At 61.2% G+C, this 19,505-nt stretch carries 15 protein-coding genes; 4 read left to right on the top strand and 11 right to left on the bottom strand.

The features are described 5' to 3' along the window. Positions 1-2 precede the first annotated feature (2 nt). From NTD84_RS09125 to NTD84_RS09110, 4 genes are all read left to right on the top strand, one after another. On the top strand, positions 3-818 hold the full coding sequence (locus NTD84_RS09125) for a CheR family methyltransferase (protein WP_262164816.1): 816 nt from the start codon (positions 3-5) through the stop codon (positions 816-818). Beyond that, positions 815-1,408, top strand: a complete 594-nt coding sequence (locus NTD84_RS09120) for a chemotaxis protein CheB (RefSeq protein ID WP_262164815.1) — start codon at positions 815-817, stop codon at positions 1,406-1,408. The genes NTD84_RS09125 and NTD84_RS09120 overlap by 4 nt, the downstream gene beginning before the upstream one ends. Next, positions 1,402-2,583 (top strand): hybrid sensor histidine kinase/response regulator, encoded by a 1,182-nt coding sequence (locus NTD84_RS09115; protein ID WP_262164814.1) that lies wholly within the window; start codon positions 1,402-1,404, stop codon positions 2,581-2,583. The genes NTD84_RS09120 and NTD84_RS09115 overlap by 7 nt, the downstream gene beginning before the upstream one ends. Before the next feature lie 77 nt (positions 2,584-2,660). Beyond that, positions 2,661-3,038, top strand: coding sequence for a response regulator (locus NTD84_RS09110; RefSeq protein ID WP_010460444.1), 378 nt, complete (start codon positions 2,661-2,663; stop codon positions 3,036-3,038). A 108-nt stretch (positions 3,039-3,146) separates the two neighbouring features. On the opposite strand, the gene NTD84_RS09105 is transcribed toward NTD84_RS09110, so the two are convergent. From NTD84_RS09105 to NTD84_RS09055, 11 genes are all read right to left on the bottom strand, one after another. After that, complete coding sequence (locus tag NTD84_RS09105; RefSeq protein WP_262164813.1) at positions 3,147-4,817, bottom strand: ATP-binding protein; 1,671 nt, start codon at positions 4,815-4,817, stop codon at positions 3,147-3,149. Beyond that, a complete protein-coding gene (locus tag NTD84_RS09100) occupies positions 4,814-6,316 on the bottom strand; it encodes an ATPase domain-containing protein (RefSeq protein WP_262164812.1) in 1,503 nt (500 codons plus the stop codon). The genes NTD84_RS09105 and NTD84_RS09100 overlap by 4 nt, the downstream gene beginning before the upstream one ends. Before the next feature lie 271 nt (positions 6,317-6,587). After that, complete coding sequence (locus NTD84_RS09095; protein ID WP_262164811.1) at positions 6,588-7,643, bottom strand: tetratricopeptide repeat protein; 1,056 nt, start codon at positions 7,641-7,643, stop codon at positions 6,588-6,590. A gap of 100 nt (positions 7,644-7,743) precedes the next feature. Then, positions 7,744-9,699 (bottom strand): acetoacetate--CoA ligase, encoded by a 1,956-nt coding sequence (locus tag NTD84_RS09090; protein ID WP_262164810.1) that lies wholly within the window; start codon positions 9,697-9,699, stop codon positions 7,744-7,746. A gap of 151 nt (positions 9,700-9,850) precedes the next feature. Then, a complete protein-coding gene (locus NTD84_RS09085) occupies positions 9,851-10,624 on the bottom strand; it encodes a 3-hydroxybutyrate dehydrogenase (protein WP_262164809.1) in 774 nt (257 codons plus the stop codon). A 7-nt stretch (positions 10,625-10,631) separates the two neighbouring features. Next, the gene (locus NTD84_RS09080) at positions 10,632-12,023 is read right to left on the bottom strand and encodes a GntP family permease (RefSeq protein WP_262164808.1); all 1,392 of its coding nucleotides are present in this window, start codon (positions 12,021-12,023) and stop codon (positions 10,632-10,634) included. 281 nt (positions 12,024-12,304) lie between these two features. Further along, entirely contained in the window at positions 12,305-13,720 is a 1,416-nt protein-coding gene (locus NTD84_RS09075; protein WP_262164807.1) for a sigma-54 interaction domain-containing protein, read from the bottom strand. Positions 13,721-13,872: 152 nt separating this feature from the next. Then, on the bottom strand, positions 13,873-15,444 hold the full coding sequence (locus NTD84_RS09070; protein WP_262164806.1) for an ABC transporter ATP-binding protein: 1,572 nt from the start codon (positions 15,442-15,444) through the stop codon (positions 13,873-13,875). A 13-nt stretch (positions 15,445-15,457) separates the two neighbouring features. Further along, complete coding sequence (locus NTD84_RS09065) at positions 15,458-16,480, bottom strand: ABC transporter permease (protein WP_262164805.1); 1,023 nt, start codon at positions 16,478-16,480, stop codon at positions 15,458-15,460. Then, positions 16,480-17,541, bottom strand: coding sequence for a microcin C ABC transporter permease YejB (locus tag NTD84_RS09060; protein ID WP_262164804.1), 1,062 nt, complete (start codon positions 17,539-17,541; stop codon positions 16,480-16,482). Before NTD84_RS09060 ends, NTD84_RS09065 begins: the two co-directional genes overlap by 1 nt. Next, a complete protein-coding gene (locus tag NTD84_RS09055) occupies positions 17,541-19,409 on the bottom strand; it encodes an extracellular solute-binding protein (protein WP_262164803.1) in 1,869 nt (622 codons plus the stop codon). The genes NTD84_RS09060 and NTD84_RS09055 overlap by 1 nt, the downstream gene beginning before the upstream one ends. Positions 19,410-19,505: the final 96 nt, after the last annotated feature.

Below are 19,505 nucleotides of genomic sequence, written 5' to 3'. Positions count from 1 at the left end.
TAGTGGAAAAAAATACCGAAATCGAATTGCGCTTGCTGATCGAGGCCATCTACCTCAAATACAGCTATGACTTTCGCGATTACTCCGGCGCGTCGATCAAACGTCGCGTCACCCACGCGTTGAGCCAGTTCGAGTGCGCGACCATTTCCGCGCTGCAAGAGAAGGTGCTGCACGACCCGACGGCGTTCATGCAGTTGCTGCAACTGCTGACGATCCCGGTCAGCGAGATGTTCCGCGATCCATCGCATTTCCTGGCGATCCGCCAGGAAGTCGTGCCGCTGCTCAAGACCTACCCCTCGATCAAGATCTGGATCGCCGGGTGCAGCACCGGTGAAGAAGTCTATTCGATGGCGATCCTGCTGCGTGAAGAAGGCCTGCTCGACCGCACCATCATCTACGCCACCGACATCAATCCGCGTTCGCTGGACAAAGCCAAGCAGGGCATTTTCTCCATGGAGAATGTCCGCGCCTACACTCATAACTACCAGCAGGCCGGAGGCCAGCGTTCGTTCGCCGACTACTACACGGCGGCGTACGGCTACGCGATTTTCGACAAGAGTTTGTGCGAGAACGTAACCTTCGCCGACCACAGCCTGGCGACCGATAGTGTCTTTTCAGAGACTCAATTAATTTCGTGCCGTAACGTTTTGATTTACTTCAATAAAAAACTGCAGGATCGGGCGTTCGGGTTGTTTCACGAATCCCTTTGCCATCGCGGTTTCCTGGTGCTCGGCAGCAAGGAAACCCCGGATTTTTCGGCGTTCGGCAACCAGTTCGAGCCGTTGGTCAAACAAGAACGGATCTACCGTAAATCATGAGCAATGCAGCGGATTTGCCTTCAGTGGAGGCTATCGTGATCGGTGCTTCGGCCGGTGGCGTAGAGGCGTTGTTGAGCATCCTCAGCCCTCTGCGCGAAGGCTTCGTGCTGCCGATCATTGTGGTACTGCACCTGCCGGAAGAACGTCGCAGCCACCTCGCCGAAGTGTTTGCCCGGCGCGTGTCCATGCGTGTCGAGGAAGCTCGCGACAAGACCCAGGTCGAGGCGGGAACGCTGTACTTCGCCATGCCCGGCTATCACCTTTCCGTGGAGCAGGACCGCACGTTCTCCCTGAGCCTGGAAGACCGCGTGCATTATTCGCGACCGGCGATCGATTTTCTGTTCGAGTCGGCGGCCGATGCCTACGGTCCGTCCCTGGCCGCCGTGTTGTTGACCGGCGCCAACCGCGACGGCGCGAGCGGCATGGCGCAGGTCAAGCACCGTGGCGGCCTGACCATCGTCCAGGACCCGGACGAAGCCCAGGTCGCAACCATGCCCCTGGCGGCGCTGGACGTTCACCAGCCTGACCATATTCTCCCTATACGCGGCATCGGCCGTCTGCTTGTCGAGCTGGAACGAATCGCATGCTAAGTAACATCCAAGCCAAACTGCTGATCGTCGACGATCTGCCGGAGAACCTGTTGGCGCTCGAAGCGCTGATCAAGCGTGAAGACCGCATGGTCTACAAAGCCTTGTCCGCCGACGAAGCGCTGTCTTTGCTGCTGCAGCACGAATTCGCCATGGCCATTCTCGACGTGCAGATGCCCGGCATGAACGGCTTCGAGTTGGCCGAAATGATGCGTGGCACGGAAAAAACCAAGAACATCCCGATTGTCTTCGTCAGTGCCGCCGGCCGTGAACTGAACTATGCGTTCAAAGGCTACGAGAGCGGTGCGGTGGACTTCCTGCACAAGCCGCTGGACATTCACGCGGTGAAGAGCAAGGTCAACGTGTTCGTCGATCTGTATCGCCAGAGCAAGGCGATGAAACAGCAGGTCGAAGCGCTGGAGCGGAGTCGCCGGGAGCAGGAAGCGTTGCTCAAGCAGTTGCAGAGCACGCAGTTGGAACTGGAGCAGGCGGTGCGCATGCGCGATGACTTCATGTCGATCGTCGCCCACGAAGTCCGTACGCCACTCAATGGTCTGATCCTCGAAACCCAATTGCGCAAGATGCACCTGGCCCGGGACAACGCCGCGGCGTTCACCCTGGACAAGATGCACGCAATGGTGGATCGCGACGAACGGCAGATCAAAAGCCTGATCCGCCTGATCGAAGACATGCTCGATGTGTCGCGCATTCGTACGGGCAAGTTGTCGATTCGACCGTCACGCTTTGATCTGTCGGCGCTGGTGCGCAACCTGCTGCAAAATTTCGCGCCGCAGATCGATGCCGCCGAGTCTTCGGTAACGCTGGACGCTGAGACGCCGGTGGAGGGGAACTGGGATGAATTTCGTATTGAACAGGTGATTTCCAACCTGCTGACCAATGCCTTGCGCTACGGCGCCAAGAGCCCGATCGCCGTGAAGGTGTACAGTGAAGGCGACCAGGCGCGAGTGGAAGTGCGCGATCAGGGGATCGGCATTGGCGAGGAAAACCAGAAGCGCATTTTCCAGCAGTTCGAGCGCGTCACGGCCAAACACGCCGTTGCCGGACTTGGTCTGGGCCTGTTCATTTCAGAACAGATTGTGACCGCCCATGGCGGCACTATTACCGTCGAGAGCCGGATTGGCGAAGGCGCCTTGTTTCGCGTTTGTCTGCCGCTGTAGGAAAACAGCCAGATAAACGCAACCTCTGATCGCCCCCGGGGTCGTATCAGCAGCTATTGACCGAACAAAGGCTTCCCATGAGTGAAGATGCACAAGACGTCGTATTGATCGTCGAAGATGACCCCTCGATCCTGATGGTGCTGTCGGCCTACCTGTCGGGTGAGGGTTACCGGGTGCTGCAGGCGGAAAACGGCGAGCAGGCCTTCGAGATTCTGGCGAGCAAACCGCACCTGGACATGATGATCACCGACTTTCGCCTGCCGGGCGGGATTTCCGGGGTGCAAATCGCTGAGCCCGCGGTAAAACTGCGACCGGAACTCAAAGTGATTTTCATCAGCGGCTACCCTCAGGAAATCCGCGAGACGGACAGCCCGATCACGCGCAAGGCGCCGATCCTGGGTAAACCGTTTGACCTGGATGTGCTGCAGGAATTGATGCAGGACATGCTGTCGTAAGGGCGAGCTTGCTCGCGATGGTCGTCAACGACAACGCGGTCAACCTGAAACCCCGCGTCGCGCTTGAGTTCATCGCGAGCAAGCTCGCTCCTACAGGGGGGTGGTGGGTCAGATGCGGATCATTTCCCTGACTTTCGCCGTCAGCAGGTCGAAAGTGAACGGTTTGGTGATCATCTGCATGCCGGGGTCAAGGAACCCGCCGCGCACAGCCGCGTGTTCGGCGTAACCGGTGATGAACAACACTTTCAGGTCGGGCCGGTATTGGCGGCCGATTTCCGCGAGTTGCCGGCCATTCATGCCGGGCAATCCCACATCGCTGATCATCAAATCAATGCGCTGCCCGGAATCCAGAATCGGCACGGCGCTGTCGGCGTCGCCGGCCTCGACGAAGGCATACCCCAAGTCGCTCAGCACCGTACTCACCAGCACCCGCACTGCCGGGTCATCCTCTACGATCAGCACGGTTTCGCCTTTCTGCGCGAATAGTGGGTGCTGCATGTCGGACGGCCCATCCTGAGGCAGATCGCCGCTGAAACGCGGCAGATACAGACTCACTGTCGTGCCTTTGCCCACTTCGCTGTCAATGGCAACGTGGCCGCGGGATTGTTTGCTGAAGCCATAGATCATCGACAAGCCAAGGCCGGTGCCCTGGCCGATCGGCTTGGTGGTGAAAAACGGATCGAATGCGCGATTGATCGTGCTTTGCGGCATGCCGCAGCCAGTGTCGGTGACGCTGAGCACCACGTAATCGCCGGGCTCAAGGTTGCTGTGTGCCTCGGTAAAGTCGCTGCCCAGATACTGGTTGCCGGTCCTGACCACCAGTTTTCCGCCACCGGGCATGGCGTCCCGGGCGTTGATCACCAGGTTGAGCAGGGCGCTTTCCAATTGGTTGGGATCGGCCTCAGCCACCCACAGCTGCGGGTTCAGTTGCATGTCCAACTGGATGCTTTCATTGATGCTGCGTTGCAGCAACTCACCCATGGACACCACCAGCGTGTTCATTTCCACGGGTTTGGAATCCAGCGACTGACGCCGGGAAAACGCCAGCAAACGGTGGGTCAGACCCGCCGCGCGGTTGGCCGAGGTCACGCCCAGGTCGATCAGGCTGTCCAGGTCTTCGGTGCGACCACGCGCCAGGCGTCGGCGCAGCAATTCCAGGCTGCCGATGATCCCGGTCAGCATGTTATTGAAGTCGTGGGCAATCCCGCCGGTGAGTTGGCCGACCGCTTCCATTTTCTGCGACTGGCGCAACGCTTCTTCGTTATGGCGCAGCTCTGCGGTGCGCTCCTCGACCTGCTGCTCCAGGGTTTCGAGGGTGGTCTGCAGGCGCAGTTCGCTTTGGCTCAGATCGATCAACCGGTCCCTGGCTTCGTACTGTCGTCGGCGTCCGCGCAGGGCAGTGGTCACCAGGCTGATCAGCGTCACGGGATGAAAAGGCCGTTCGAGGAACGTGACGTTACCCAGCTGTGGGCCGAATCGCGACGCCGGATTCTGTTCCGGGCCGCCATGGTAGGTCATCAGGACAATCGGCAGATCGGACCACGCCGGCTGCTGCTCGATCAGGCCGAACAGCGGTTCGACGTCGGCGCCAAGCAAGGCCTCGGAGGAAATTAACAGCAAGCCGGCGCCTTGCTCCAGTTCGGCACACAAGCCGATCAGGTCCTTGGTGATCACCCCGTCGTAACCGGCCTCATGGAGCATCATCAGGGCTATCTGGCTGTCACGTCCCAGTGGCGCGAGAATGATCGCGCGCTCGGACGTCGCTCGCTGCACCGTCACGGGGTTTCGTCCCCGAGCAGGGGCTGGTTGGCACCCAGATAAGTGGGCACGCCACGCAGGACGCCCTGGAATGCGTCAAGTGGTTGGCCGATGGTCATGCCCCGCGAGCTGATGCGGTATTCGCGGATGGTCGACTCATGGCTGCCGGTGCGTTTCTTGATGATCGAGATAGCCCGGCGAACCTTGCCCAATGCCTCGAAGTAACGCAGGAGGATGACGGTGTCGGCCAGGTAGGTGATGTCGACCGGGGCCTGCATGTCGCCGACCAGGCCATGTTGCGCGACGGTCATGAAGGTCGCGGCGCCCTGGCGATTGAGGTACAGCAACAATTCGTGCATGTGCAGGATCAGCGCGTTCTCTTCCGGCATGGCGGCCTGATAGCCGTTGATACTGTCGATGACTACCGTCTTGATGCCGCGGTCATCGACGCAACGCCGCACCCGGTGGGAAAACTCGCCAGGGGACAGTTCGGCGGCATCCACTTGTTCGATCAGCAGGTTGCCGGTGTCTTGCAGGGCCTTGAGGTCGATGCCCATGTTGCGCATGCGTTCAAACAACAGGCCGAGTTCTTCGTCGAAAATGAACAGCGCGGCTTTTTCCCCACGGGCCACGGCGGCCGCGGCAAAGATCATCGAGATCAGCGACTTGCCGGTACCGGCCGGGCCGAGGATCAGGGTGCTGGACCCGGTCTCGATGCCGCCGCCGAGCAGGGCGTCCATTTCCTGGATGCCGCTGGTGAGTTGCGTGCGGATGTACTTGCCGCGATGTTCGGCAGCGACCAGGCGCGGGAACACGTGCACGCCGTCGCCCATGATGGTGAAGTCATGGAACCCGCCGCGGTATTTCTGCCCACGGTATTTCACCACGCGGATGCGCCGGCGCTCGGCGCCATAGTTGGGCGTCAGTTCTTCGAGGCGGATCACCCCGTGCGCCACGCTGTGCACGGTTTTGTCTAGGGATTCGGTGGTCAGGTCGTCCAGCAGCACCACGGTGGCGTCATAGCGCACGAAGTAGTGTTTGATCGCGAGGATCTGCCGGCGATAGCGCAGGGAGCTTTGCGCCAGCAAGCGAATCTCGGACAGGCTGTCGAGCACCACACGGGTTGGCTTGACCCGTTCGACCACCTCGAAAATCTGCCTGGTGGCTTCACCCAGTTCCAGGTCCGAGGAGTACAGGAGACTCTGCTGATGCTCGGCGTTAAGCAGGCTTTCCGGCGGCGTCAGCTCAAAGATGTGGATGTTTTCATCCAGCTCCCAACCGTGGGACAGCGCCCCTTGGCGCAGCTCGCGTTCGGTTTCGGACAGGGTGATGTACAACGAGCGCTCGCCGGCTTTGGCGCCGGCCAACAGAAAATGCAAAGCGACGGTGGTTTTGCCGGTACCGGGTTCACCCTCCAGCAAAAACACATGGCCGCGGGACAATCCACCGGCAAGGATGTCATCCAGACCTTCGATGCCGGTGGCGGCTTTTGCACTGAACAACTCGTTAGATGTAGACAAAAAATGCCCTCTCATGACTAGGGGAAGCGAGGCAGCAGGCCTGAAGTGCCTGAATGGACTGCCTGATCACTTGACCATTGGCCGTGGCGGGGGTTCCAACGGTTTGCAGAGATCTTGCGGGCCCCTTGGCCGGCATGCCTGGCTCCGACAGATCGTCATATGTTTTTTATTTTGGTTCAACGCAAAACCTGAGCGAGCATGCTCGCTCCTACAGTGGATCCGACGCCTGTAGGAGCCGGCTTGCTGGCGATAGCGGTCTGAAAGGCAACGATTAAAGACCCTGCTGCAGCGCCGGATCATCGGGATTGAGTTGTTCAAGTTGCGCCAGCAGGATCTGCACGTTCTGCAACTGGCCGCTTTCTTTCCAATAGCTGATCAACAGCACCCGGGCCTTGCGATCGGAAGGGTGGCGCTGGACGATTTCCTGCAGTTGTTTCTGCGCCGCTTCCAACTCCTGCTCGCCGTGCAGGGTGGTCGCCAGGTCGTAGCGGTAATCCTTGTTGTCCGGCTCCAGTTCCACGGCTTTGGACAGGCCGAGCAGGGCGAACTCGCTTTGCCCGTGATGCAACAACCACAGGCCGAGGGCATGTTGCAGGTAGGCCGAATCAGGCTGGGCCTTCAGTTGTTTGGCCAGCAACACCCGGGCGGCTTCGCTTTGACCTTGCTTGTCCAGCACCTCGATCTGCATCACCAGCGCGGGCAGATTGGCAGGCGCCAGGCGCAAGGTGTTTTCCAGGGCTTGCTGCGCGGCTTTGTACTCACCGTTGTGCAGGTGCAGTCGGGCCAGCTGATATTGGTTGTCGGCACTTTCAGGTGCCTGGGTGAGCACTTGTTCCCAGGCGTCGATGGCTTGCTGCAAGGGTCCGAAATACAAACCCAGATCGTCGGGCGACAACCCCAGCAACGCGTTCACCGCGGCCAACCGGACACTCTGCTCACTGTCATCCAGCATGGGCCCCAGCAGCAGGCTGCGCTGACCGTTGGGTACCAGTCCGCTGATGCTCTTTATGGCAGCGATGCGCACTTCCGGCGCCGGGTGTTGCAGATCGGCGTCCGCCAGTTTCAGCGCCACGGAGCTGGGATAGTTCGGCAGTTCGGCATGCAGCCAGACGCGGCGCTTGGGAGAAATGTCGGGACGCCCCAGTTGCTGATACAGCACCCGTGCCGCGCCCGGTTGACCGGCCCGGGCCTGGGTCAGCGCTTCGCTGTACCCGCGCCTGATCGCTTCCGGCACCACCGGGGTCGTGCTGCGCAGGAACAGCCAGGCGACACCGATGGCAAGCAGGACGCAGAGGCTGATGATCAGGTAGCGGCGGGACTGGGGCATGCAGGAATCCGGGAGCTGGCAAGCTTTTGCAAGACTGCCAGCTTCGGTCAGGCTGGGCTGTGAGTCAAACCCGCCGTCCCTCAAAGGACAGCGGTCCGGGTCATTCCAGCAATTCCGCCCGGTCGCGGAACTGCGCCAGTGCCTCAGGATTGGCCAGCGCATCGGTGTTTTTCACCGGCTGACCGTGCACCACATTGCGCACGGCCAACTCGACCACCTTGCCGCTGATGGTGCGTGGAATGTCGGTCACCGCGACGATCTTTGCCGGTACATGCCGGGGCGTGGTGTTGGCGCGGATCACCTGGCGAATCTGCTGTTGCAGGGCATCGTCGAGTTCGACGCCCTCGCGCAAACGCACGAACAGCACCACCCGAACGTCGTCCTGCCAGTGCTGACCGATGGCGACGCTGTCGAGCACCTGCGGGACTTTTTCCACTTGCCGGTAAATTTCCGCGGTACCAATGCGCACGCCGCCGGGGTTGAGCACGGCGTCGGACCGACCGTGAATCATCATCCCGCCATGGGCCAACTGCTCGGCGTAATCGCCCTGGGCCCAGACGCCGGGGAACTGGCTGAAGTAGGACGCGCGCAACTTTTCCCCGGTCGGGTCGTTCCACAGGCCAATGGGCATCGCCGGGAAGTGGCGGGCGCAGACTAACTCGCCTTTTTCACCAATCACCGGCACGCCAGCGTCATTCCACACCTCGACGGCCATGCCCAGGCTCTTGCCCTGGATCTCACCGCGGCGCACCGGCAGCCACGGGTTGCCGTTCACAAAACACGACACAATGTCGGTGCCGCCGGACATCGACGCCAGGCACAGGTCGGCCTTGAGGTCGCGATAGACATAGTCATAACTCTGCGGCGACAGCGCGGAACCGGTGCACAGCAGGGTTTTCAGGCTGCCCAAGTCATGGCTCTGGCGAGGTTTCTCGCCGCTGCTTTCCAAGGTCGCAAGAAATTTGGGACTGGTGCCGAAGACGCTGATGCGCTCGTCGTCGATCAGGTCGATCAAGCGCTCGGGGCCGGGGTGAAACGGCGAGCCGTCGTACAGCACCACGGCACTGCCCACGGCGAGGGCCGAGACCAGCCAGTTCCACATCATCCAGCCGCACGTCGTGTAGTAAAACAATCGGTCGCCGGGGCCGAGGTCGCAATGCAGGCCATGTTCCTTGACGTGCTGCAACAGCACGCCGCCGGTACTGTGAATAATGCATTTGGGCACGCCGGTGGTGCCGCTGGAATAGAGAATGTACAGCGGATGGGCGAAGGGCACGGCGACGAAATCCGGCTCGCCACCCGCTTCGTAGAACTCGTCCCACAGGGCGACATCGGCCGGGGTGCGGAAATCTTCGGCGCGCACCCCTGGACGGGCGTAGGGCACGACGATCAGCTGCTGCAATGTCGGCAGGCGTTCGAGGATTTCGTTGACCTTGGCGCGCTTGTCGATGTCTTTGCCGGCGTAGCGGTAACCGGCGCAGGTGATCAGCACTTTCGGTTCGATCTGACCGAAACGGTCGATCACCCCTTGGGTGCCGAAGTCTGGCGACGAACACGACCAGATCGCCCCGAGGCTGGTGGTCGCAAGCATCGCCACGAGGGTTTGCCAGGTGTTCGGCATGCACGCGGCGACGCGGTCACCAAGGCCGACCCCGGCCGCTCGCAGACTGTTCTGGAAACCGGCGACGTGCTCGGCCAGTTCGGCCCAGGTCAATTGCTCACGCTGGCCGTTTTCACCGATGGCGACCATGGCCACTGCATCATCGCGACGGCGCAGCAGGTGTTCGGCGAAGTTCAGGGTGGCGCCGGGAAACCATTGGGCGCTGGGCATCTGGTCGCCTTCGATCAATACCGCGTCCGGTTGCGTGTGGAAGCGGAGGTCGAAGAAGTCGACGATGGCTTGCCAGAAATCTACCCGCTGATCGATGGACCATTGGTGCAGGTCGGCGTAGTCGGCGACATCGATAGGGTGCCGCTGATTGATGAAGCGCCGGAAGGCCTCCATGCGGGTATTGGCGACGCGATTGGCGTCGGGTTGCCAGAGGATGTCGGACATTGTTTGCCTCTTCTTTTTTCTGCAGATCCATTCGCGAGCAGGCTCGCTCCCACAGGTTCTGGGTCGGTCTGCACATTTTGTTTCGACACAAAACCCCTGTGGGGGCGAGCCTGCTCGCGAAGAACGATAACGCGGTCTATAGCCGGACGACTTACTGCGCCAACCACCCACCATCAATATTCCACGCCGCCCCCCGCACCTGACTGCCGGCTTCGCTGCACAAGAACAGCACCAACTCCCCCAGTTGCGACGGCGTGACGAACTCCAGTGACGGCTGCTTCTCGGCGAGCAAGTCGTGCTGCGCCTGCTGCGGGTCAACCCCGGTAGCGATGCGGTCATCGATCTGCTTCTGCACCAGTGGCGTCAACACCCAGCCTGGACAAATCGCATTGCAGGTGACACCGGTCTTCGCGGTTTCAAGGCCTACCACCTTGGTCAGGCCGATGACCCCGTGCTTCGCCGCCACATAAGCGGCCTTGCCCACGGAGCCCACCTGGCCATGCACCGAAGCAATGTTGATCACCCGGCCCCAGCCTTTGTCGCGCATCCCCGGCAAGCTCAGGCGGGTGCTGTGAAACACCGACGACAGGTTGATCGCGATGATCGAATCCCAGCGCTCCACGGGAAAATCTTCCACCGCCGCCACGTGCTGGATGCCGGCATTGTTGACCAGAATGTCGACGCCGCCGAACTCGCGCTCGGCGTAGGCGATCATGTCGGCGATCTGCGCCGGGTCGCTGACGTCGGCGGGGTGATGGCCGACCTTGCCACCGAATTGCCCGACCTCGGCGACCACCTTGGAAGCATCGCCGAAACCGTTGAGGATCAGGTTGGCGCCAGCCTTGGCCAGGCAGAGGGCGATGCCCAGGCCGATGCCGCTGGTGGAGCCGGTAACCAGTGCCGTCTTGCCGGAAAGAGTTGTCATGAAGTCCTCACACAATGCCAGTGGCGTAGAAAGTACCGATCACCACGAAAACCGCCAGGGTCTTGATCAGCGTAATACAGAAAATGTCTTTGTAGGCTTCGCGGTGGGTCAGGCCGGTCACCGCGAGCAAGGTAATCACCGCGCCGTTGTGCGGCAGGGTGTCCATGCCGCCGCTGGCCATCGCGGCCACCCGGTGCAGCACTTCAAGTGGAATGTTGGCTGCGTGTGCCGCGGCGATGAAGTCGTTGGCCATGGCCGCCAGCGCGATGCTCATGCCGCCTGACGCCGAACCGGTGATGCCGGCCAGCAAGGTCACGGTGATCGCTTCGTTGACCAGCGGGTTGGGGATGCTCTTGAGCCAGTCGGCCAGCACCAGGAAACCCGGCAACGACGCGATCACGGCGCCAAAACCGTATTCCGACGCCGTGTTCATCGCCGCCAGCAGCGCGCCACTGACCGCACTTTTACTGCCTTCGGCGAGCTTGCTGCGAATCGCCTGGAAGCCAAACACCAGCACCATGATGATGCCGACCAGCAATGCTGCCTGCACCGCCCAGATCGCGGTGAGTTTGGCGATTTCGGTGGTCACCGGCGTGGCCATGCCCGGCAGCGAAAGGCTGTGGGTCTTGCCGTACCACTGCGGAATCCACTGGGTGAACAGCAGGTTCATGATGCCCACGGCCAGCAACGGCGACAGGGCGATCCACGGGTTCGGCAGCTTGATATCGGCCGCGGTTTCCGGCTCGTTGCGCAACTCGGTACCGTAACCTTCACCGGCGCGTTGGGCCTTGTTGCGTTGGCGCTGGAGGAACAACATGCCGGTGCAGAACACGAAAATCGTCCCGATCAACCCCAGCCACGGCGCCGCCCAGGCGGTGGTGTTGAAGAAGGTGCTGGGGATGATGTTCTGGATTTGCGGGGTGCCGGGCAGGGCGTCCATGGTGAACGAGAACGCGCCAAGGGCGATGGTTGCCGGGATCAGGCGCTTGGGAATATTGCTCTGGCGGAACATTTCCGCGGCAAACGGATAGACCGCAAACACCACCACGAACAGCGAGACACCGCCGTAGGTCAGCAGCGCGCAGACCAGCACGATCACCAGCATCGCCTGGCGGGTGCCGAGCAGGCGAATGGCCGCGGCAACGATGGAGCGCGAGAAACCCGACAACTCGATGAGCTTGCCGAACACGGCACCCAGCAGGAATACCGGGAAATACAGCTTGATGAAGCCGACCATTTTTTCCATGAACACCCCGGTGAAGGCAGGGGCGACGGCGGAAGGGTCGGTGAGCAGCACGGCGCCGAGGGCGGCAATCGGGGCGAAGAGGATAACGCTGTAGCCACGGTATGCCGCGAGCATCAGCAGCGCGAGGGCTGCCAAGGCAATGATCACACTCATGGTGTGTCTCCTGGATTGTTATTTTTGTGATGAAGCTGGGTGGGAGGGCTTTAGCGAGATGCGTGCCAGGTTGGCAACTTATTGAAATATAAGGATATTTTTAGGGTTTCAGTTTTGTTGTGAGTAAGTTGTCTCGGTTTGGAGATTTTTTCGTCAGTGATGGCCTCTTCGCGAGCAAGCCCGCTCCCACAGGTGAGCGCGTCTTTTACCACAACCCGGTCATTGTGGGAGCGGACTTGCCCGCAAAGAGGTCCTGTCTAATAAGGGAGATGGGTGTCTCGTTATGGAGACTCGGCGATCCCCAAGGCCACCATCTTCTTGTACAACGTCGACCGTCCCAAGCCCAACCGCGCCGCCGCTTCAATCACCTTGCCCCCGCATTGCGCCAGGGTGGTCTCGATCAATTGCCGGTCAAACCGCTCCCGCGCGGCACTGAACGTTTCATGGGCAAATGCCTCGATAGCGCTGGGGACCACACGATCTACCGGGGTGAACGTGCCAATGGCTGCCCGAATATCCGCGACCGTGAGCCGCAGGTCATCACTGAGTAACGCCGCCCGTTCCAGCACGTTGCGCAGTTCGCGGATGTTCCCCGGCCAAGCGTGTTGCGCCAGCAACGCGAGGGCTTCATGGTTCAACTCATGCTGACTGCGCAGCTCCTCAAGAATGGCTTCGCTCAGGGCCGGCAGGTCATCGAGACGAGCACGCAACGGCGGCACCTGGATCGGCAGCACATTGAGCCGGTAATACAGATCAGCGCGAAATTCACCGCGCTTGATCGCCGCCTCAAGATCTGTCGAGGTCGCTGCGATCACCCGCACATCGCTCTGGATCACCTCATTGGAGCCGACCGGTTCAAATTCCTTTTCCTGCAAGACCCGCAGCAGTTTGCTCTGCAACGGCAGCGGCATGTCCCCGATTTCATCGAGGAACAGCGTGCCGCCCTGGGCGATCTGCAACTTGCCTGCGCGACCCTTGCGATCAGCACCGGTAAACGCGCCGGGGGCGGTGCCAAAGAATTCGGCTTCCAGCAGCGACTCGGGGATCGCCGCGCTGTTGATGCTGACGAAGGCCTTATGGGCCCGCGGCGAAGCGCCGTGGATAGCCTGGGCCAGCAGTTCCTTGCCGGTGCCGGTTTCTCCGAGCAGCAACACCGGTGAATCGGCACTGGCACTGCGGCGGGCGCGGCGTTTGACTTCCAGGCTGGCGGCGCTGGTGCCGATGAAATGGGCAAAGTTGTATTTGGTCTGCCGCGCCCGCAGCAACGAGCGGGTGGAGGCCAGTTCCTCCTGCATGCTCATGTAGCGTTTGAGCATCGGCGACAGGCTGCGCAACTCGTCGAACAGGGCAAAACCGATCGCGCCGATCACCACACCGGCGTCGTCGTGGATCGGCAGGCGCATGACCACCAGCGGTTCCTTGGGGGTGTCCTGCATGTCGAGCAGGATCGGCCGGCCGGTGCGCACGACTTCACGCAGCAGGCTGCCGGGGATCACGCTTTCGCAGGCCTTGCCGATGGCCACTTCCGCCGATTCCAGACCAAAGCGCCGGGCGTAACGCTCGTTCATCCAGACAATGTTGGCGTCGCGATCGACAATCACCGTGCCTTCGCTGGACTGCTCGATGATTTCGAACAGCGAGCGGATCGCCAACAGGCGCACGCGCTGGTAATCCTTGAGGCTTTCGGTGGTGTTCATGCTGACAGATCCTGGTTGTGTGGTGCTTGTCCCGGCCTCTTCGCGAGCAAGCCCGCTCCCACACCGGGTCTGTGTCGTTCACACAACCCCATGTGGAAGCGGGCTTGCCCGCGAAGGCCGCGACGCGGTCTCACTGAATGGCGCAATTATGTCTACCGCTGATGCGCCGCCGCCAACAGCTCCTTGGTATACGGATGCTGCGGCGAGTCGAACACGTCGTGGCTCGCACCGCTTTCCACCACTTTGCCATCCTTGATCACGATCATGTCGTGGGCCAGGGCGCGGACCACCGCCAGGTCATGGCTGATAAACAGGTACGTCAGGCCATGTTTTTCCTGAAGCTGGCGGAGCAGCGCGACCACCTGTTTTTGCACGGTGCGGTCCAGCGCCGACGTCGGCTCATCCAGCAGAATCAGCGCCGGTTTCAGCACCAGCGCCCGGGCAATGGCGATGCGCTGACGCTGGCCGCCGGAGAATTCATGGGGGTAACGATGACGGCTTTGCGGGTCGAGGCCGACTTCCTGCAGGGCCTGGATCACCTGGGCCTCGCATTCGTCAGCGGTCGACTGGCTGTGAACTTCCAGGCCTTCGCTAATGATTTGCGCCACCGACATCCGCGGGCTGAGGCTGCCGAACGGGTCCTGGAACACCACCTGCATTTTCTTGCGCCACGGCCGCAGTTGCTTCTGCGTCAGGCCATCCAGGGCCGTGCCTTGAAAGCGGATGCTGCCTTCGGACTCGAGCAGGCGCAGGATCGCCTGGCCCAGCGTCGACTTGCCAGAGCCCGATTCACCGACGATCCCCAGCGTCTTGCCGCGCTGGACATTCAGGCTGATGCCGTCGACCGCGTGCAGGTAAGTCTTGCGCTGGAACAGTCCGCCGCCGAGGGCGAACTTCACCCGCAGGTTGTCCACTTCCAGGACCTTCTCGCGCTCGTCCCGGGCCAGCGCCTCGCCTTCCGGTTCGGCATTCAGCAGCACGCAGCTGTAAGGGTGCCTTGGTTCGGTGAATAACGTCTCGCACGGCGCTTGCTCGACGATTTCCCCGGCCTTCATCACGCACACGCGCTGGGCGATGCTGCGCACCAGATTGAGGTCGTGGCTGATCAGCAACAGCGACATGCCAAGGCGCTGTTGCAGGGATTTGAGCAGCAGCAGAATCTTGCGCTGCACGGTCACGTCCAGCGCCGTGGTGGGTTCGTCGGCGATCAGCAGTTCCGGTTCGCAGGCCAGGGCCATGGCGATCATGACCCGTTGCCGCTGCCCGCCAGACAGTTGATGGGGATAGGCCTTGAGCCGCTCTTCGGGTTTCTGGATGCCCACCAGATGCAGCAACTCCAGAATCCGTGCCTGCGCGGCTTTGCCGGTCAGGCCTTTGTGCAGCAGCAGGGTCTCGCCGATCTGCTTTTCGATGCTGTGCAGCGGATTGAGCGAGGTCATTGGCTCCTGGAAGATCATCGCGATGCGGTTGCCACGCAACTCGCGCAGCACCTTCGAGGAGGCGCCCAGCAGTTCCTTGCCGCGATAGCGAATGCTGCCAGTAGATTCGGTGCCGATTTCCGGCAGCAGTTGCAGGATCGAGTGCGCAGTCACCGATTTGCCGGAACCCGACTCGCCGACCAGCGCCAGGCATTCACCGGGGCGGATGTCCAGGCACAGGTTACGCACCACGATCTGGCCGTTGAAGGCGACGCTGAGGTCACGGATTTCGATCAGGTTACTCATCTCAACGCTCGCTTCAGGATCGTGGGTCAAAGGCATCTCGCAATGCCTCACCGATAAACACCAGCAAAGAAAGAATCAGCGCCAGAGTGAAAAACGCCGTCAGGCCCAGCCAAGGCGCTTGCAGGTTCTGCTTGCCCTGACCGATCAGCTCGCCCAGGGATGCGCTGCCGGCCGGCATGCCGAAGCCGAGAAAATCCAGCGCAGTCAGCGTCGAGATCGCCCCGGTCAGGATGAACGGCAGGTAACTCAGGGTCGCGTTCATCGCGTTGGGCAGGATGTGCCGCACGATGACCTTGCGATCGGTAAGACCCAGCGCCCGGGCAGCCTTGACGTATTCGAGGTTGCGTCCGCGCAGGAACTCCGCACGCACCACGTCCACCAGCGCCAGCCAGGAAAACAGCGCCATGATCCCCAGCAGCCACCAGAAATTCGGCTCAACGAACCCTGAAAGAATGATCAGCAGGTACAACACGGGCAGACCCGACCAGACCTCCAGCAAACGCTGACCGATCAGATCGACCCAGCCACCGTAATAGCCTTGCAGCGCGCCGGCGGCGATGCCGATCAGCGCACTGACAAACGTCAGCATCAACGCAAACAGAATCGACACCCGCGCACCGAAAATCACCCGGGCCAGCACGTCCCGCGCCTGGTCGTCCGTGCCCAGCCAGTTGACGTTGGAGGGCGGGCTCGGTGCCGGTTTGTTCAGGTCGTAATTGGGTGTGTCGTCGCTGAACGGGATCGGCGGAAACAGCAGCCAGCCGCCGTCCTTCCTGATCAGCTTCTGCACGTAGTCGCTGCGGTAGTCCGCCTGGAACGGCAGTTGCCCGCCGAATTCCTGCTCGGTGTAGCGCTTGAACACCGGGAAGTACAACGAACCCTGATAGCTGACCACCAGCGGCTTGTCGTTGGCGATCAGTTCGCCACCGAGGGTCAGCAGGAACAGGCCGACAAACAGCCACAGCGACCACCAGCCGCGGCGGTTTTTCTTGAAGCGTTCGAAGCGGCGCCGCGCCAACGGTGAAAGATTGAACATCAGGCGTTCCTCGCGGCGAAGTCGATACGCGGGTCGACCAGGGTGTAGCAGAGGTCGCCGACCAGTTTGATCAGCAGGCCGAACAACGTGAAGATGAACAGCGAACCGAACACCACCGGGTAGTCCCGGGACACCGCGGCTTCGTAACTCATGCGGCCCAGGCCATCGAGGGAGAAAATCACCTCGATCAACAGCGAGCCGGCGAAGAACACGCTGATGAACGCTTGGGGAATCCCCGACACCACCAGCAGCATGGCGTTGCGGAACACGTGGCCGTAGAGCACGCGACGCTCGCTCATGCCTTTGGCGCGGGCGGTGACTACGTATTGGCGGGTGATTTCATTGAGGAAGGAGTTTTTGGTCAGGATGGTCAGGGTGGCGAAGCCGCCGATCACCAGGGCCGTGACTGGCAACACCAGGTGCCAGAAGTAGTCGGCGATCTTGCCCACGGTGGACAGCGAGTCGAAGTTGTCCGAGACCAGGCCGCGTACCGGAAACCAGTTCAACGACGTGCCGCCGGCGAACACCACGATCAGGAACATCGCGAACAGGAATGCCGGCATCGCGTAGCCAATGATGATCGCGGTGCTGCTCCAGATGTCGAAATGGCTGCCATGGTGCACCGCCTTGCGGATACCCAGCGGGATCGACACCAGGTAGGTGATCAGCGTGGCCCATAGCCCGAGGGAAATGGTCACCGGCATTTTTTCCAGGATCAGGTCGGTGACGGTGGCGCCGCGAAAAAAGCTCTTGCCGAAATCCAGCTGCGCGTAGTTCTTGAGCATCAGCCACAGGCGTTCCGGGGCGGGTTTGTCGAAGCCGTATTGTTTTTCGATTTCCTTGATCAATTGCGGATCGAGGCCACGACTGGCTCGCGAACTGCCGCTCATGACTTCGCTGGCACCGCCGCCGACGCTGGCGCCGCCGATGCCTTGCAGGTGCGCGATGGCCTGTTCAACCGGTCCACCCGGTGCGGCCTGGACGATGATGAAATTGACCAGAAGAATGATCACCAGCGTCGGAATGATCAGCAGCAGGCGCCGCAGTATGTAAGCCCACATCAGTGCGGCCCTCCGGGTCTGCCGCGTTTGATCAGCTCGGCGGTCATCTGTTGGTTGGTCAAGGGCGTGGAACTCACTTCCCACCAACTCTCGATGGCTTCGTCATTGGCCGCCTGGACGCTGGGAATACCGAAACGGTTCCACCACACGGTGGAACTGCCCGGCGGGTAATAGTTGGGAATCCAGTAGTAGTTCCATTGCAGCACCCGGTCCAGGGCATGGGCGTAGCGCAACATGTCGGCCTGGGTGGTGGCGCGGACCAGGCCGCTGACCAGCGTATCGACCGCCGGGTTCTTCAGCACCATGTAGTTGTTGGAGCCTGGATCGTTGGCCGCCGCCGAACCGAAATAATTGGTCAGTTCATTGCCTGGCGAGGTGGTGACCGGGTAGCCGGTGACGATCATGTCGTAATCGCGCGACATCAGGCGATTGACGTACTGGGACGAGTCGATGCGGCGGATGTTGAGGTCGATGCCAATCTGTTTCAGCGTGCGCTTGTACGGCAACAGCAGGCGGTCCATGCCGTTCTGGCTGACCAGGAAAGTGAAGCTCAGCGGCTTGCCTTCGGCGTTCACCAGTTGGTCGCCATCGGGTTTCCATCCGGCCTGTTCGAGCAGGTCCAGCGCTTGCAGCTGTTTGTCGCGGATCACGCCGCTGCCATCGGTTTTCGGCGCTTCGAAGACCTTGGTGAACACCTCTTCGGGGATCTGCCCACGCAACGGCTCGAGAATCGCCAGTTCGGCGGCATCCGGCAAGCTGCGTGCGGCCAGGTCGGTGTTGGAAAAGAAGCTCTGCTGACGGATATAGAGGTCGCGCATCATCTGCCGGTTGCTCCACTCGAAATCCCAGAGCATCACCAGGGCCTGGCGGACGCGGCGATCCTGGAACAGCGGATTCTGCAGATTGAACACAAAGCCTTGCGCCGATTGCGGCGCGCTCTGCGCGAGGTGGGCCTTTTGCAGGCGGCCGTCGGCGAGGGCAGGGCTGTCGTAGCCGATGGAGTAGCCGGTGGCGGAGAATTCGCGGTTGTAGTCGTAGGCGCCGCCGCGCAATACCTGGCGCGCCACGTCGGTGTCGCCGAAGTACTCGATGCTGAAATGATCGAAATTGTACAAGCCACGGCTGACCGGCAGGTCCTTGCCCCACCAGTCGGGATTGCGTTCAAAGGTGATGCTGCGCCCGGAATCGACCTTGCTCACTTTGTACGGGCCACTGCCAAGTGGCGGCTCGTAACCGCCACCACCGGCGAAATCGCGGCTCTTCCACCAGTGTTCGGGAAACACTGGCAGGGTCGCGATGTCCAGGGGCAGGGTGCGGTTTTCGTTGCTTTTGAAGTCGAAACGCACAGTCAGCGGCGATTCCACCTCAACGCCTTTGACGTCGGCGAACTGTGTGCGATAACGCAGGCTGCCCTGGGTCATCAGCAGGTTGAAGGTGTAGCGCACGTCTTCGGCGGTGATCGGCTGGCCATCGGCGAAGCGCGCCTTGGGATTGAGATAGAACCGCAGGGACAAACCGTCGTCCGAGCGCTCCATCGTCTGCGCCACCAGGCCGTACACGGTGTAAGGCTCGTCCAGGGAACGCTGGGCCAGGGGCGAGTAGAGCAGACCGTCGATCTGCGTCACGCCGATGCCTTTGTCTATATAAGGAAGAAGATGGTCGAAGTGACCGATCTCGATCGCTGAACGGCGCATCGTCCCGCCCTTGGGCGCTTGCAGGTTGGTGTAGGCAAAGTGACTGAAGCCGGCAGGGTATTTCGCCGGCTCGCCGTAGACGGTAAGCGCATGTTGCGGTGCCGCGTTCACACCGGCGGCGCCCAACAACAGGGCCACGGCAGTGAACAATAAAGTAGGGAAAGCCAGTCGCATTGTCAGCCTTAGAGCCGGGTGATCGATAACCGCAATTTGTACGCTAGCGGCGCGTCCCTCGCCAGCCGTATCGCGCGTCCGAAACACGACGGCCCA

This window comes from Pseudomonas sp. 14P_8.1_Bac3 (genome assembly GCF_025466085.1).
Taxonomy (GTDB): Bacteria; Pseudomonadota; Gammaproteobacteria; order Pseudomonadales; family Pseudomonadaceae; genus Aquipseudomonas.
Note: the sequence above shows the minus strand (reverse complement) of the source record. Positions and strands in the feature narration are given on the sequence as shown.